This is a genomic window from Thalassotalea psychrophila, from assembly GCF_031583595.1.
GTDB classification, from domain to species: domain Bacteria; phylum Pseudomonadota; class Gammaproteobacteria; order Enterobacterales; family Alteromonadaceae; genus Thalassotalea_A; species Thalassotalea_A psychrophila.
In genome coordinates this window covers 1-17345 of record NZ_CP134145.1, presented here as the reverse complement: position 1 = coordinate 17345, position 17345 = coordinate 1, and the positions used below count along the sequence as shown (strand labels likewise).

At 37.4% G+C, this 17345-nt stretch carries 12 protein-coding genes; 2 read left to right on the top strand and 10 right to left on the bottom strand.

Annotated features, from left to right (window positions below; translation table 11 throughout):
* Positions 1-85 precede the first annotated feature (85 nt).
* Positions 86-1468: a Trk system potassium transporter TrkA gene (gene trkA, locus RGQ13_RS00060; RefSeq protein WP_348391526.1), complete on the top strand. Its 1383-nt coding sequence runs from the start codon at positions 86-88 to the stop codon at positions 1466-1468.
* Positions 1469-1959: 491 nt separating this feature from the next.
* Here trkA and RGQ13_RS00055 read toward each other — a convergent pair whose 3' ends face one another.
* From RGQ13_RS00055 to RGQ13_RS00040, 4 genes are all read right to left on the bottom strand, one after another.
* Entirely contained in the window at positions 1960-3411 is a 1452-nt protein-coding gene (locus RGQ13_RS00055; protein WP_348391525.1) for a TrkH family potassium uptake protein, read from the bottom strand.
* A 132-nt stretch (positions 3412-3543) separates the two neighbouring features.
* Positions 3544-4167: a YigZ family protein gene (locus RGQ13_RS00050; RefSeq protein WP_348391524.1), complete on the bottom strand. Its 624-nt coding sequence runs from the start codon at positions 4165-4167 to the stop codon at positions 3544-3546.
* A gap of 3 nt (positions 4168-4170) precedes the next feature.
* Positions 4171-5490: a Xaa-Pro dipeptidase gene (gene pepQ, locus RGQ13_RS00045; RefSeq protein ID WP_348393444.1), complete on the bottom strand. Its 1320-nt coding sequence runs from the start codon at positions 5488-5490 to the stop codon at positions 4171-4173.
* A gap of 62 nt (positions 5491-5552) precedes the next feature.
* Positions 5553-7427 carry a transglycosylase SLT domain-containing protein gene (locus RGQ13_RS00040; RefSeq protein WP_348391523.1) on the bottom strand — a complete coding sequence of 625 codons (1875 nt, stop codon included), beginning with the start codon at positions 7425-7427 and terminating at the stop codon, positions 5553-5555.
* 159 nt (positions 7428-7586) lie between these two features.
* Here RGQ13_RS00040 and tusA point away from each other — a divergent pair, with 159 nt between their 5' ends.
* Complete coding sequence (tusA, locus tag RGQ13_RS00035; RefSeq protein ID WP_348391522.1) at positions 7587-7832, top strand: sulfurtransferase TusA; 246 nt, start codon at positions 7587-7589, stop codon at positions 7830-7832.
* A gap of 135 nt (positions 7833-7967) precedes the next feature.
* On the opposite strand, the gene glyS is transcribed toward tusA, so the two are convergent.
* From glyS to dnaA, 6 genes are all read right to left on the bottom strand, one after another.
* Positions 7968-10034 carry a glycine--tRNA ligase subunit beta gene (gene glyS / locus RGQ13_RS00030; RefSeq protein ID WP_348391521.1) on the bottom strand — a complete coding sequence of 689 codons (2067 nt, stop codon included), beginning with the start codon at positions 10032-10034 and terminating at the stop codon, positions 7968-7970.
* Positions 10034-10951, bottom strand: a complete 918-nt coding sequence (gene glyQ / locus RGQ13_RS00025) for a glycine--tRNA ligase subunit alpha (RefSeq protein WP_348391520.1) — start codon at positions 10949-10951, stop codon at positions 10034-10036. Before glyQ ends, glyS begins: the two co-directional genes overlap by 1 nt.
* A 353-nt stretch (positions 10952-11304) precedes the next feature.
* Positions 11305-13746 carry a DNA topoisomerase (ATP-hydrolyzing) subunit B gene (gene gyrB / locus RGQ13_RS00020; protein WP_348391519.1) on the bottom strand — a complete coding sequence of 814 codons (2442 nt, stop codon included), beginning with the start codon at positions 13744-13746 and terminating at the stop codon, positions 11305-11307.
* Between the two features lies 1 nt (position 13747).
* Entirely contained in the window at positions 13748-14839 is a 1092-nt protein-coding gene (gene recF / locus RGQ13_RS00015) for a DNA replication/repair protein RecF (RefSeq protein ID WP_348391518.1), read from the bottom strand.
* A gap of 14 nt (positions 14840-14853) precedes the next feature.
* Complete coding sequence (gene dnaN / locus RGQ13_RS00010; RefSeq protein ID WP_348391517.1) at positions 14854-15957, bottom strand: DNA polymerase III subunit beta; 1104 nt, start codon at positions 15955-15957, stop codon at positions 14854-14856.
* Positions 15958-15971: 14 nt separating this feature from the next.
* Entirely contained in the window at positions 15972-17345 is a 1374-nt protein-coding gene (dnaA, locus tag RGQ13_RS00005) for a chromosomal replication initiator protein DnaA (protein ID WP_348391516.1), read from the bottom strand.

Genomic DNA, 17345 nt, shown 5'->3' with positions numbered 1-17345 from the left:
ACATAGCAGTATAAAAACTGATTTAATTATCATCACAAACGATGCGTAGATAAAAACAATAATAGTTTTAAGTAGTTAAAAATTAATGAAAAAGATCATCATTTTAGGTGCGGGACAAGTTGGCGGAACACTAGCTGAAAACCTGGTGGGTGAGCACGAGATCACTCTAGTTGATACTGACACCAATAAATTGCACGAACTGCAAGATAAGTTTGATCTACAAGTGGTTACTGGTTTTGGTAGCCATCCTGATGTGTTAGCAAAAGCAGGCGCTGAAGATGCTGATATGCTAATCGCTGTAACCAGCGATGACGCAACTAACATGTTAGCTTGCCAAATTGCGTTTTCATTATTTAGCACGCCAACAAAAATTGCTCGTATTCGTTCAGAAGAAATTTTAAAACATGAAAAAGTTCTTTTTCATAATCAAGATATTCCCGTTGACTTTGTTATTGCACCTGAGCAATTAGTAACTAAAGATATTGCCCGTTTAATTGATTACCCTGGCGCTTTACAAGTTCGAGAGTTTGCCGGCGGCAAAGTATCTTTAGTTGGTATCCGTGCCTACTATGGTGGCTTACTTGTTGGTCATGCCCTTTCTGCATTGCGAGAGCATATTCCGAATGTAGATACTCGAGTGGCAGCAATCTACCGTAAAGGTAAACCTATCAGACCTCTCGGCACTACCGTTATTGAAGCTGATGATGAAGTATTTTTCATTGCTGCAACCAAGCATATTCGTGCGGTTATGAGTGAATTGCAAAAGCTTGAAGCTCCCTACAAAAGCATAATGATTGCCGGTGGTGGTCATATAGGTTCCGGTTTAGCTAAAATTCTTGAAAAAAATTATCAAGTTAAAATTATTGAGCGTAATCCCAAACGAGCTGAAAAGTTATCGAATGAATTGAATAATTCGTTAGTGTTTATCGGCGACTCATCTGATAAAGAGCTATTGGTTGAAGAGCATATAGACCAAGTAGATGTATTTATTGCTGTTACTAACGATGATGAAGCTAATATTATGTCTTCAATGGTAGCCAAAGGCTGTGGTGCTAAGAAAACTATTGCCTTAATTCAACGTAATGCCTATCACGATGTTATTCATGGCAATATCCTTGATTTAGATATTGCCGTTTCTCCACAACAAGCGACTATATCTGCATTATTAACTCACGTAAGAACTGGTGGTATTGTTAACGCTTACAGCTTGCGTCGCGGTGCTGCTGAAGCTGTAGAAACCGTAGCTCATGGTGATGAACAGTCATCGAAGGTTATTGGAAGAGAAATTCAAGGTATTAAATTACCTCCTGGTGCAACTATTGGTGCCATTGTTAGGGGTGATGAAGTATTAATAGCCCATTCAACAACAGTAATAAAATCAGACGATCACGTAATTTTATTTTTGGTGGATAAGAAATATATTCATCAGGTTGAGAAGCTGTTTGCGGTTAGTGCTATATTTTTCTAAGGGTGAGCTTAACCTGAACGGCAAAAGCATACCTTCAGATACGTTAAATTTTAAGTATCACAGCATATTCAGAAACAATTAACCACGTCATCCTCGAGGAGCTCAAGCGACATCGGGGACCTCCTGCAGTAAAAGTGTGCTTATAAAAATTCGATTTTGTTTCTTTTAGACCCGCAGCACGCTCAGGGAGATCCCGTGCAAAAAGCATCACGGGAAGACTGCTTACTATTATTAGGTTTGGTGTGTAAGAATATTCTTTCCGCTCTTACTCAGTTTTCTTACTAATGCGTTTGCTAAGTAGGTTTAGATCCCGTAACAAGTACGGGACACGCATTTCTCTACGCCAACAAGTTGGCAATATACCTTTAGATCCCGTAACAAGTACGGGACACGCATTTCTCTAAACCAACAAGTTGGCAATATACCTTTAGATCCCGTAACAAGTACGGGATACGCATTTCTCTACGCCAACAAGTTGGCAAGAGAAGTTGCTAGTTTCTCCAAAACGCTGGCATGAAGAGTACCAACAAGGTAAATATTTCCAGTCGACCAAACAGCATCGCAATAATTAAAACCCATTTACTAAAGTCATTTATACTGGAATAGTTTGCCGCAACTTCACCCAACCCAGGTCCGAGGTTATTTAAACAAGCCGCTACAGCAGTGAATGCACTGATTTCATCGATACCTGATGCCATTAAAAGCACCATACAGATAATAAAAATTGCCGCATACGCAGAGAAAAAACCCCAGATAGCATCAACAACTTTATCAGGTAGAGCTTTGCGACCAAGCTTTATGGTTATTATCGCTTTCGGGTGAATTAGACGACTGAGTTCACGAATACCTTGGAGGTATAACAACACCACCCGCATAACTTTCATACCACCACCGGTACTACCTGCACATCCACCGATAAAGCTAGCAAAGATAAGTAGTATTGGTAACATTGCCGGCCAAAGAGAAAAATCGGTAGTCGCAAAACCGGCTGTCGTACTTATTGAAACCGCTTGGAAAATAGCATCATCAAAGGCTTGTTCATAATTACTTTCTACCCCATAAATAAGTAACGCAAAAAAACAAATAAGTGTCAGTACAAGTTGAATTGAGATAAAGGTTTTGAATTCAGGATCAAACAAATAGGTTCTAAAACTCTTACTTGCCCATGCCGTATAATGCAAAGCAAAGTTAACACCGGCAACGACTAAGAAAAACACACAAATCATATTAATTAATGTGCTATCAAAATACCCCATAGAAGCATCGTGTGTTGAAAATCCACCAATCGCTATTGTTGAAAACGAATGGGATATTGCATCAAAGCCAGACATTCCGGCAAGCCAATAACACAGTGCACAGGTAATGGTTAGTGATAGATAAATATACCAAAGGTGCTTAGCGGTATCCGCTATCCGCGGGGTCATTTTTGAATCTTTCACCGGTCCTGGTGTTTCAGCGCGATATAACTGCATACCACCAACACCTAACATAGGCAAAACTGCCACAGCTAATACGATGATACCCATGCCGCCTAACCATTGCAGTTGTTGGCGATACCATAATACCGCATGAGGCAAACCGTCAATCTTAGTTAATATCGTAGCCCCTGTAGTAGTTAAGCCCGAGAATGATTCGAAGAAAGCATCAGTTATCGATAAATTTGGGGTTTCGGTAAGCATTAAAGGGACGGAGGAGAAGCTAGCTAATACTGTCCAAAACAGCACAACAATAAGAAACCCTTCTCGAGCTCTTAAATCGCCTTTTTGATCACGATTGGGATACCATGCAAAAAAACCGGCACTTAAACATAATAAAAATGCGGTCATAAAAGCAACACCACCACCGTCTCGATAAATAAGAGAAACTAGGCCTGGTGGTAACATGGTGGAACTTAAGATCATTACCAACATGCCCAAAATTCGGGTTATATTACGATACTGCATTGTTTATTTTAATTATTTTATTTTTCTACAGAGTGTTAATGCCAAGAATATAGCATAATCTGCTTGTTAGCCAACTTATATGGTTTTTTATCTAAACAAAGATTCAACGCTTTCCAATCTGCTTAATAGATTTTATATTTTTGAAGTAGGTACAACTCGGCCAGAAGTTAATTCGGTAATTCGCTGACAAAACTTTTTGATATTAGGAATAGGTATTTCCACAATTAGGTTTACCTCTATGGCGTAGTCTTGGTTAATAACTACACCATCAAATCCTAACAGCGTATGCTCGATATCTTTAACCTGTTGATAGTCGCATGTAATAAACACTTCTTCAGTTGGTATTTTCAAAGTTGTTGGTAATTCTAACAACGCTTGTCTAACGCTATTACCATAAGCTCTCTGTAAGCCACCCGTTCCCAGTTTTACACCGCCAAAGTATCGAGTAACAACAGCACAAACTTCGCCTATACCGCTACCTTGCAAGACCGCAAGCATAGGCCGACCAGCTGTGCCACTTGGCTCACCATCATCACTAAATCCATAACTTTGGCTATCTTCAGGCCTAGCCGAAACAAAGGCATAACAATGATGAGAAGCATCGGGGTAATTTTGTCTAATTTGTTCTATAAAGCTTTTTACTTGAGCGTTATCACTACAGTGCTTTAGTGAACAAATAAAACGACTGCGGTTAACAATAGTCTCAAACTCTAAATTGTTAACCGGAATCAAATATGGGGAGGTATTCACTGACATAAACTAAGCAAGCTTAAAATCTCGAGTCATGTTTTCAACGTGGTTTTCATGAACAATTATATTATCTTCAATTCTGATACCGCCAAACTTACGGAAACTGTCAACCTTTGCCCAGTTAATGTATTTCGAATTTTCAGATTTAGATAAGTCTTGCAAAAATTGATCAATAAAATACAAGCCAGGCTCAATAGTAAACACTTGCTTACTTTCTATTCCTCTTGTTGTACGTAAAAAAGGATATTGTTCTGGTGCTGATACATGTGTACCTGTTTCATCAGCCATGAAACCACCCATGTCATGAACCTGTAAGCCTAGGTGATGGCCAAGGCCATGTGGGTAAAATGCAGAAGTAATACCTTTAGCGACCATAGCTTCGGGGTCTAAATTAACTAAATCAAAGCGTTTTAAAATAGCAGCTAATTTGTAATGATTACTAATGTGCAATTCAACATAACTGCTATTCGCTTTTAAGCTTCGCCCAAGCTCTAATTGCATTTCATTCATTGCGATAATTAATTCATGAAATTCATTTTGTTCAAAGGCATAAGTACGGGTTATATCTGATGCATAACCATTAAAGTTAGCACCTGCGTCAATTAAAAATGAATGATGTTGTTTAGGTTTGGTTTGTTCTAATACGGTGTAATGTAATATTGCTGCATTTTCATTAAGCGCAATAATGTTCCCATAAGGCATTTCATTTTCGCCCTGGCCCGTAGCTTGTAAATAAGCTAATTGGATATCAAACTCTGAGCCTCTACCATAAAAAGCGTCTTTCGCAGCATTATGACCAATGACAGCTATACGATTAGCTTCTCGCATACAAACTAAATCATATTCAGTTTTATAGGCTCGATGAAAATGAAAATAGTTTAACACTAATTCTGGGTTAACTAATTCAAAACCCAACTTTTCAGCAACATCCAGATGTGCGCCGATATAAGCCATACCTTGTTTATTATTAGGTAAAATTGCCGCTATCTCTTCGGCATTGCTCATCAGCTTGATATCAAAAAATGAAGTCCAGTAGTCATCTCCCAATTTTACCACTTTGTGCCAAAAATCAGTTGGCTGATAAAATGCTAAAACAGGCTTATCTTTACCGTTTACTATTAACCAACAATTAGGCGTATCAATGATAGGTAGCCAGGCTTTAAAGTGTGGGTTGGTTTTAAATGGGTAATACATATCATCGAGGAAGATTTTTCCTACTTGGCCGGCGTGAATAACTAGGGTGTTAATGTTTTCGCGAACAAGGATTGTTTCAGTGCGTTGTTGCAATTCGGCAATATGCGCGGGGTAGTGTTTGGCTAAATCTTTCATATCAGGATCATAGTGATAAAAATTATGGGCAGATAATAGCATAGCCAGTAAAATCCTTGTAGCTATTCAATCTCCATATCAATTAGCTCTATGAATGGCGACTCGCCACTGCCCTGCTTTTGCTGATAAATTTCAGTAAACGCTAAAACGCTTTTAACATACTCGCGAGTTTCTTTATAAGGAATTGTCTCGATCCAAGCATCAACGGGTAAACTTGGTTCTGCTTTAAGCCAGCGATAAACCTTTTTAGGTCCGGCATTATAAGCCACCGTGGCAAGTACGATGTTATTATTAAACTTTTTCTGTAAGTAACTTAAATATTTAATCCCTAGTTCAATATTGGTATCTGGATCAAGTATTTGCCAACGCTTCAACTTAGATTTATTGATGTAATTTGCTGTAATTGGTTTAACTTGCATCAAGCCTAATGCCCCAACAGAGGATGTAGCATCACTCATAAAAATACTTTCTTTACGAGCAATTGCATAGGCCCATGCCTCGTTAACATTATGCCTTTTAGCTGCTTTAGAAAATTCATTTTGAAATGGCATTGGAAATCTAACATCCATATCGTTTAATGAACCAATTTGTGACAGTGAATAAATTCCACGATCATACCAACCTTGCTGATGCGCCCATTTGGCGGCTAGCATTTGTTCGGTTTCGTCTAACTGAGTCATCCAGAAATTCCACTCCCGTCTTGCTTCGGTTAGACGATTCAACCGGTATAGTTCCATAGCTCTTTGTCCGGCTTTAACGCTACTTATACTATCATTAAGATGCCCGGGGATATTAATAGGTTGATGATTTAATAAAGATTTATCACCAATTTTTGCTGCTGCCAAAAAACCATAATAGCTACGTATAGTGGCTAGCTGCTTATATATTTGTTGAGCTTTATCTGTTTGTTTAGTTTTCTCAAACGCTCTAGCCAGCCAATACAACCATTGTCTATCAGCCTGCTGTTCTTCGTTTAATTGTTTGAGCTCTGTGGTTAAATCACTATAGTTTCCATTACGTAATAGTGCTGCTACACGCCATTGGATAGCTCCACTATGAATATACTCTCGCTCTAAGTTAGCAAACCATAATTGCGCTTTAGGGTCATCCGAACGAGCTACAGCTGTAACCAAGGTATTTAAAATACTTTCCTTTTGTTCTCTGTTAAATCGCCCTTGCTTATCTGCCTTTTCAAATACAGATAGTGCTAACACTTCATCTTTCCATATAAGACGTTTTAAACCATAAACAATGACCAGAGTTTCTTGTTCGTTATTACGTTTAAATTTTTGTAGTTGCACTACTTGCTTGGACGATCGCTTAATTTTTTTCCACAACTCGACTAGGTACTGCTCTTTTTGTGGTAGTAGCTTTAATAAATATTTTACTAAGCCATATTTTCTATTTTTTTGAGCTAACATAACTCGCTGCCAGATTAGCTCATTTGTTCGATAGCCTTTCTTAGTCCAGAGTGAGAATAGTCTGTCACACTCTTTTGGCAATGACTCACCAGTTAACCAAAGTTCAGTAATATTTGGTAATACTGTGCCTTTATTAACCCCCGTATCTAATTGAAACTGATAATAGTTACAGGTAAATTGTTTATTACTGCTTGGCTTATAATATTTTATAAAGCGTGCTTTGTATTTATATCTGATTAAATGCGATAGCCATAGTTTGCGTAAGCTCCAATCTAATGGCGTGCTGTTATATAAATTTAAAAATTCTGAAATTTGTGGTTCATTTTTCATTAATAAGTTTTTCTTCAATTGCGCTAATTGAAAATAATCTTGTAAGGGATAACCATCAAATTGTTTAAGCTTATTTTTGTATGGTGTGGAATTGATATTCCATTTAACAGCTTCAGCTTGTAGAAAGTCGGCTCTAAGGCTATCAAGTTCATCTGCTTTAGCAACTACGACCAAGAGCATACTCATACAGAGTAGTATTTTAAAGAACCTAGGCAGGTGCATACTTAACCTTAACGTGGAATAAAAAATTAATATTTTAATACTTGTTTATATTAGCCATAAAAACATAAAATAGCCGTACTTAAATGTAATAAATTAGCCCAAAAGTTAAGATAATTAAAACAGATGAAACAAGTCGATTTAAATAATGCAGACCATACTCTAGATGCCATAGGTCTACGTTGTCCAGAACCTGTGATGATGGTGAGAATGAATATTCGAAAAATTAGCGTTGGTGAAACGTTACTAGTGATAGCTGACGATCCATCAACTGCTCGTGATATTCCAAGCTTTTGTGAATTTATGGAACATGAACTTGTTGTTAAACAGGTAAACACCATACCCTATCGATACGTAATTAAAAAATGCTAAGTGTTCTCTTTTTTAGGGCCAAACCACTCTTAGTCCTTAGTCCTTAGTCCTTAGTCCTTAGTCCTTAGTCCTAAAAATTATAAATATAAAAAAAGACGCGTAAGCGTCTTATTTAGTTTTTAATATATATTTCGTTTACTGTAATAACGAAATATCTGCCACATTAAAGAAGCTGGCACGTAGTTGACTCAGTAGAGTTAAACGGTTGGTTTTAACCGCTTCATCATCAGCCATCACCATTACATTATCAAAAAACTCATCAACAGGAGCACGTAAACTCGCTAGTTTTGTTAACGCTTGTTGATATTCTTTATTCGCAAATAACGGTGCTAGTTCAGTATTCAAATCACTGTATACTTTTGCCAAGGCAATTTCTGCCGGCTCTGTCGCCAATTCAACATTAAACTCGCTAAACAACTCACCTTCAAATTTGGCCAATATATTACCAACTCGTTTATTCGCAGCTGCCAATGCTTGCGCTTCATCTAATGTACGGAAAAAACTAACAGCTTTAACGCGTTGGTCAAAATCCAGTGGCGCAGTTGGTTTATTTGCAAGAACAGCTTGGATTACATCAACACTAATACCCTGCTCTTGATAGTAAGCTCGGAAACGACCCATGATAAAATCGATAACGTCTTCTGCTGTATTAGCATTAGATAACTTGTCGCCATAAGATGAGATACTTACAGATAATAAATCTGTAATATCTAAACTAAGCTGCTTTTCAATTATGATTCGAATTAAACCAATTGCAGCGCGACGTAATGCAAACGGGTCTTTGTCACCTTTAGGTGCTTGGTTAATACCAAATATACCTACTAACGTGTCGATTTTATCTGCTATTGCAACACTTGCACCTATTACGCCTTCTGGTAATGTATCCCCTGCAAAACGTGGACGGTATTGGTCTTCTAATGCTTGTGCAACGGCTTCAACTTCACCATCGTTTTGAGCATAGTATTTTCCCATGGTGCCCTGCACTTGTGGGAACTCAAGAACCATATCACTCATCAAATCTGTTTTACTTAATAATCCAGCGCGGTAAGCGTTATCGCAATTTTCATTTAATAAACCAGCAATGTGTTTGCTTAAATCAGCAATACGTTCAGATTTAGCTTTTAATGTTCCAAGTTGTTTTTGAAACAAAACATTTTCTAAGCTCGTCAAACGGCTTTCTAAGCTTTGCTTTTTATCTGTTTTAAAGAAAAATTCGGCATCTGCTAAACGTGGTCGAATAACTTTCTCATTACCCTTAACTACCTGTTCAGGTTCTTTAGATTCAATATTGGTTACAAAAATAAATTTAGCTAATAGCTCGCCATCAGTCCCGACTGCTGGGAAGTATTTTTGATGATCTTTCATCGAATATATAAGAGGTTCAGCTGGAACTTGTAAGAAGTCTTCATCAAAGCTACCAACAAGTACCGATGGCCATTCATTTATTGAAGTCACTTCATCAACTAACTCATCATCAAGTAATGCAGTTGCATTTAGTGCATTCGCTGCAGCATTTACTTCGGTAACTATCTTGTTACGACGAATTTCGTAGTCAGCGATTACGTATGCTTTATTTAGAGTTGCTTCATATTCATCTGCGCTTTGTAATTCGATATTACCATCAAAATGAAAACGATGACCTTGTAGTTGATTATCAGATTGAATGCCTAATACTTCTCCGGCAATAACCTCTTCGCCATACATCATTGTTAACGTATGCACCGGACGGATAAATTGAATTCTACTACTACCCCAACGCATAGGTTTTGGTATTGGAAGTTTAGTTACAGCAGTCTTTACAATAGATTCAATTAAGTCTGTTACAGATCGACCCTTTTGTGTTGCTTTGTGGAGTAACCATTCGCCTTTATCGGTTGTTAAACGATCGGCTTGTTCAACAGTAATACCATTAGATCGTGCCCAGCCTTGAGCAGCTTTTGTAGCATTACCTTCAGCATCGAAAGCAACATTCACTGCTGGGCCACGCTTTTCAACAACCTTATCTGCTTGCTGTTGCTCTAAGTCTTTTACCAGTACCGCTAAACGGCGCGGGGTAGCAAACCACTTTGCTTCACCGTAATTTAACGAAGCTGAAGATAATTGCTCGGTAATTGAATCAAAGAATGCTGTTGCTAGCTTCTTTAATGCTTTTGGTGGTAATTCTTCGGTACCTAATTCAATAAGAAGAGTATTGGTATTCATTATTTACTCTCCTGGTCTTGTTGACGACACATTGGAAAACCTAATTCTTCGCGCGATGCGTAGTATGCTTGTGCACATGCTTTTGCTAAAGTACGTACTCTTAATATATAACGTTGTCTTTCAGTAACAGAGATTGCATGACGAGCATCAAGTAAGTTAAATGCATGTGATGCTTTCATTACTTGTTCGTACGCTGGTAGTGCTAGTCCTAATTCAATTAACTTTGCACTTTCTGCTTCACACACATCAAATTGATTAAATAGTGCATCAACATTGGCATGCTCAAAGTTATAAGCGGACTGCTCTACTTCGTTTTGATGGAAGACATCACGGTAATATACTTTACCCAATGGACCATCAGCCCAAACCAAGTCATAAATACTATCTACATTTTGAATATACATAGCTAAGCGTTCTAAGCCGTAAGTGATTTCACCAGTAACAGGCGCACATTCCAATCCACCTACTTGTTGGAAGTAAGTAAACTGTGTGATCTCCATACCATTAAGCCATATTTCCCAGCCTAATCCCCAAGCACCTAAGGTTGGAGATTCCCAGTTATCTTCAACGAATCTTACATCATGTACTAATGTATCAATGCCGATTTCTTTTAAAGAGTTAAGGTATAACTGCTGAATATTTTTTGGAGATGGTTTCAACACTACTTGAAATTGGTAATAGTGTTGTAAACGGTTAGGGTTTTCACCATAGCGCCCATCGGTAGGTCTACGACAAGGTTGTACATAAGCACTGCTCATTGGCTCAGGACCAATTGAACGTAAGAATGTCATTGGGTGGAATGTTCCAGCGCCAACTTCTAAGTCTAATGGTTGTACAATTACACAACCCTGCTCTGACCAATACTGCTGTAACTTAAGTATCAGCCCTTGAAATGTTTTGATATCAAATGTGCTCATGAATACCGTATTTGCTATTAGGTGAAAAAATTGCGCTAATTATAGCTTTTGTTTAGTTAATCGACTAGCCCTATTTACAATAAGCTACTTTGTAATATAGATATTTAATAAAATGTGTTTATTAAGGTATGCTCGCTGTCAAGTTTGGGGGTTGCGGCCTGCGCCGCAATGACGTGGAGTAAATAAACAAGCTAGGTTGTTACTCAACCATATTTAGAAACATTATGACGTCATCCCCAAGGAGCTTAAGCGACAATGGGGACCTCCTTAATTAACAGTGTGCTTATGTTTTATAGCCGTAAAAAAAACCAGCTCGAAAGCTGGTTTTAATTTGGTTTGTATTTAAATTTTAACTACACATCTAAGTTTTCAACGTTAAGTGCATTATCATCGATAAATTTACGACGAGGTTCAACATGGTCACCCATTAAGGTAGTGAATAGCTGATCAGCGCCTACTGCATCTTCAATGGTTACTTGCAACATACGACGTGTTTCCGGATCCATTGTAGTTTCCCAAAGCTGTTCTGGATTCATTTCACCCAAACCTTTATAGCGCTGAATGTATTGACCACGTTCTGCTTCTTTCATTAACCAAGCACGAGCCTCTACGAATGAATTAACAGGCATAACTTTATCGCCACGCTTAACGTATGCCCCATCTTCCATTAAGCCATTAATAGCTTCATTAAGGGCCATAATAGCTTTAAATTCAGAAGAATGAATAAGTTCATAACTAAAGTTGTGAACATTATCTATGCCATGCATACGCACGGTAACAGACGGAAAGTAAATGTTACGTTCGTTATCATGCTCTACAGTTGCACTATACAACGAGCCTTTGTCACCACTTTCGTCTAGTATTTCTACGAAAGCCTTCGTCCAAGTTTCAACTTTTGACTTATCAGAAAAATCTCCATTACCAATAACTGGTGCATAAACTAACTGATTTAACAGAGTTTCTGGTATTTGACGAGATACACGCTTTATAATTTTCATCGTATCACGGTACTGATTAAATAAACCTTCTAATGCAAGACCCCCTAAACCTGGAGCATCTTCATTTACGTGAATAGATGAATTATCAAGGGCAAGCATAGTGAAATACTCGTCTTTTTGTTCATCGTCTTTCAAGTATCTTTCTTGTTTACCTTTTTTAACTTTATAAAGTGGTGGTTGGGCAATGTAGATATAACCGCGCTCAATAACTTCTGGCATTTGACGATAGAAGAAAGTTAATAATAAAGTTCGGATATGAGATCCATCGACATCGGCATCTGTCATGATAACAATTGAATGGTAACGCATTTTATCTGGGTTATATTCATCTCGACCTATACCACAACCTAAAGCTGTGATTAACGTGCCAACCTCTTGTGAAGAAATCATTTTATCAAAACGGGCTTTTTCAACGTTAAGGATTTTACCTTTAAGTGGAAGTATTGCCTGATTTTTACGGTTACGCCCCTGCTTAGCTGATCCGCCAGCAGAGTCCCCTTCCACAATATATAGTTCAGATAGTGCAGGATCTTTTTCCTGACAATCAGCAAGTTTACCAGGTAAGCCTGCAATATCTAATACACCTTTACGACGAGTCATTTCACGAGCTTTACGAGCAGCTTCACGAGCACGTGATGCATCAATAATTTTCATGATAATGGTTCTAGCAATAGTAGGGTTTTCTAATAAGTACTCACCTAGTTTTTCGCCCATTGCTTGTTCAACGGCTGTTTTAACTTCTGAAGAAACTAACTTATCTTTAGTTTGTGAAGAGAACTTTGGATCAGGTACTTTAACAGATATTACTGCTGTTAATCCTTCACGAGCATCATCACCACTGGCGTTAGTAGTTTCAGTACCACCTTTACCCTTTTTATTTAAACCTTCTTTTGTCATATGGCTATTTAAGGTTCGAGTTAAAGCAGTTCTAAAACCACTTAAATGCGTACCACCATCTCTTTGTGGAATATTGTTTGTAAAACAATGTATATTTTCTTGGAATCCATCGTTCCACTGCATTGCAATTTCAACCACAATGCCATCATCACGAGTAAGATCAAAATAGAAAATTTGGTCGTTTACAGGTGTTTTATTGGTATTTAAATAATCAACAAATGCTTGAATACCACCTTCATAGAAAAAGTGATCTTCACGTCCATCACGCTCATCTTTAAGACGAATTGAAACACCCGAGTTTAAGAATGATAATTCGCGAATACGCTTTGCCAATATATCGTAATGGAAAACAGTTCCGGTGAACGTTTCAGTACTAGGCCAAAAGCGTACTTGAGTACCTGTTTTATCTGTAGTACCAATTTCTTTCAATGGTTCAGCTGGAACACCCATATTATATGTTTGCTCATGAACAGTGCCAGCTCTGCGGATTGTTAATTCTAATTTAGAACTTAAGGCATTTACTACCGAAATACCTACACCATGTAAACCACCAGAAACTTTATAACCAGAATCTTCACCACCAAACTTACCACCTGCATGAAGTACTGTCATAATAACTTCCGCAGCAGATACACCCTCTTCTGGATGAATATCGGTTGGAATACCACGGCCATCATCTTTAACTGATACCGAGTTATCACCGTGAATAGTTACCGTGATGTCATTACAATGACCTGCTAATGCTTCATCGATAGAGTTATCAAGTACCTCGAAAACCATGTGATGTAAACCAGTACCATCATCAGTATCGCCGATATACATACCAGGTCTTTTACGTACTGCATCTAAGCCTTTTAAAACTTTGATACTCGCCGAGTCGTATTCATTTTCTACAGTCATTTTAATCGCCTTGCGTTATTTCTGATATCACGCCATGTTCCACGTGAAACATTTTATAATTTTGTTGTTCTGGAATTATTGGTTCCAGTGCATTTTTGTCTATTGCCGTTATAAACAATTGACAATTTAACTTATCAATTGCCTGAGCTAGAGCAGTTCGAGAACTTATATCTAACTCAGCTCCAATATCATCTATAAGGATTATTGGTACTATTTGTTGGCTGTTAAAAATTAAATTAGCCTGAGCTATTGTCAAAGCCATCAAAAATAATTTTTGCTGGCCTCGAGATAAAACTTGCTCAATGTTAGTTTTTTTATAATTAAATTTTACATCAAACTTATGAGCTCCAAATAAACTATGCCCATATTTTCTTTCACGTTCTGAATTTTCACTCAAAACTTCAACTAGTTTTCTTTTACTACTCCACCCCTGGGAGTAACACAGCACTATATTTTCAGATAGTGTAGGCAATAATATAGTCAGCCATTTATTTAATTCAGTAGAAAGTTGCTCTACATAAGCGACTCTGACATCGGCTATTTTTTGAGAGTACTGACAAAATAAATCATTCCAATAGTTAAACTGCTCACCACCAATTCTTTTTTTTAGGCAAGCATTACGCTGTATAAGTATCTTTCTAAAATCACGCCAAAGATCAGCATACTGATGTTCCACGTGAAACAATCCTAAATCAACGAACTTTCTTCGTTCTTTAGGGCCACCAAAAAAGAGTCTAAATGTTTCTGGTGTTATAACTTGCACAGCTATATTTTTAGCTAAATCGGATAATCTAAATTTAGAATCTCCATTTATCTTTATGTCAAATTGGCCACTATTATCACGACGAACACCAAACTGATGGTTGTTATCGTCTTTAACACTAACAACAAAGTGATCACTTTCACTGCTAATTAAATTTTCAATTTTGGTCGTTCTAAAAGATTTTCCGTGTCCCAAAAAAAACAAACTTTCTAATAAACTACTTTTGCCACTTCCATTATCACCAGTAATTAAGTTTAATTCAGGATGAAACTTAACACTGCTGTAACTTAAATTTCTAAATGTACTCGTTGTTAAGCTGCTAATACTCATTAACTGACATCGGATTACAGGCGCATAGGCATAATCACATATAGTGCTTCGCCAGATTCTTCACCTTCTAGTACAACACTAGAATTAGCATCAGATAGCGTAAACTTAACACCATCTTCTTTAATAGCATTTAATACATCAAGAATGTAACTTACATTGAAACCAATCTCTAAACTATCAAAAGGAAAATCAATTTCTAGATACTCTTCAGCTTGCTCTTGTTCAGGGTTATTAGCAGTAATTTTTAATTCGTTAGGAGCAAAGTTTAACCGCACACCTTTAAATTTTTCATTCGATAAAATTGAAGCTCGAGATAAAACCTGCTTTAACTTATCTTTATTCGTAGTAAGTACCTTGTCACCATTTCGAGGAAGAACTCGACGATAATCTGGAAAACGTCCATCAACAAGCTTACTGGTGAATGAAAAATCATTATCAATAATTCGTATGTGATTTGGCCCAAGATATACTTGTACATCTTCATCAATAGGATCTAGTAATCTTATTATTTCTAAAATACCTTTACGCGGTACAATTACTTGACGAGCTGGTAACGTTAAACTTTCATTAACGATCTTACAAATAGCTAAACGATGACCATCTGTCGCAACCGAACGTATTTCATTATTTTCAGTTTCTATTGACATACCGTTTAAATAATAACGAACATCTTGGTTGGCCATTGAAAAATGAGTACTTTCAATTAAACGTAACAGCTGTGATTTTTGTAGACTAAATTCAACATCACCCTGCCACTGTTCAATATTAGGAAAATCATCCGCTGGCAATGTTGCTAAAGAATATCGACTACGGCCAGAAACGATACTGATTGATTCACCTGTTAGCTCAAATTGAATAGAAGCATCATCAGGTAAGCTCTTACATATATCCAACAGCTTACGAGCCGGAACAGTAACTTTTCCATCAGAACCTTCATTAGTTATCTCAGTAGAAGAAACCATCTCAAGCTCTAAATCAGTAGCTATCATAGTAAGTGATTGCCCACTAACCTCTAGTAAAATATTACCTAATATAGGTAAAGTGCTTTTCCGTTCAACTGCACCTGAAACCAATAAAAGTGGTTTTAAAAGTAAGTCCCTAGATAATGAAAATTTCATTCTTTAATGTCCTATTACGATGATAGTGTTCTTATTAGATTTGAATAATCTTCTTTTATATCATGTGTTTCTTCGCGCAAAGACTTAACTTTACGACATGCATGCAGTACTGTTGTGTGATCACGACCACCAAATGCATCACCAATCTCAGGTAAACTATGATTGGTTAACTCTTTTGCTAAAGCCATAGCAATTTGTCTTGGCCTAGCTACAGATCTATTGCGACGCTTTGACAATATATCTGCAATTTTAATTTTATAATATTCGGCTACTGTTCTTTGAATATTATCGATGGTTACCAATTTATCTTGCAGTGCTAAAAGATCTCGAAGCGCTTCTCGAACAAAATCTATGGTAATTGGGCGGCCAGTAAAGTTAGCGTTAGCAATAACTCTATTTAAAGCCCCTTCTAATTCACGCACATTTGAACGTAAACGTTTGGCAATAAAAAATGCAACTTCATCAGCTAGATTAGTATTACTCTCTTGAGCTTTACGCTTTAATATTGCCACCCTTGTTTCGAGTTCAGGAGGTTCTATGGCTAGAGTTAAGCCCCAGCCAAAGCGGGATTTTAATCTGTCCTCTACGCCTGTAATTTCTTTTGGATATCTATCACTAGTTAATATTATTTGCTGATTACCTTCTAATAATGCGTTGAAGGTGTGGAAAAACTCCTCTTGAGTTCTCTCTTTATTTGCAAAAAATTGAATGTCATCAATTAATAAGGCATCAACACTGCGATAATACTGTTTAAACTTTTCAATCTCATTATTTTGCAGCGCTTTAACCATATCCTGTACGAAACGTTCAGAATGCATATAGGCAATCTTAGCTTTAGGATTTTTTAATAAAATACCATTTCCAACCGCATGTAATAAATGGGTTTTACCTAATCCGGTACCACCATAAATAAATAAAGGGTTATATGCTTGTCCTGGATTATCTGCAACTTGAGAAGCTGCAGCACGAGCTAGCTGGTTAGATTTACCTTCTACAAAATTATCGAAAGTATACTTATCTCTTACGTTTGTAGTTTTAGGAATATTAGGTACAACATCATTAGATGCAGACGCTTGTGCGTAATTTTTATTGTGACTAGCAGCAAAGTTGTGGGCAACCTCGGCTTGGACACTTTGAGAATTAACAGGCTTGCTACCTACGTCAAATCTTAGTTCAGGAGGGTTTGACTCTTTAAGCGCTACTAACTGAGTAATTCTAGCCATATATTTCTCACGAACCCAGTCTAGAACAAAACGGTTTGGAGCATATAAAGTCATACTGTTGCTATCAACAACACATTGTAGTGGTCTTATCCACATACTAAATTGCTGGGCAGGTAGCTCTTCTTCAAGAACAGATAAGCAACTTTGCCAGAGTGAATGTTCCAC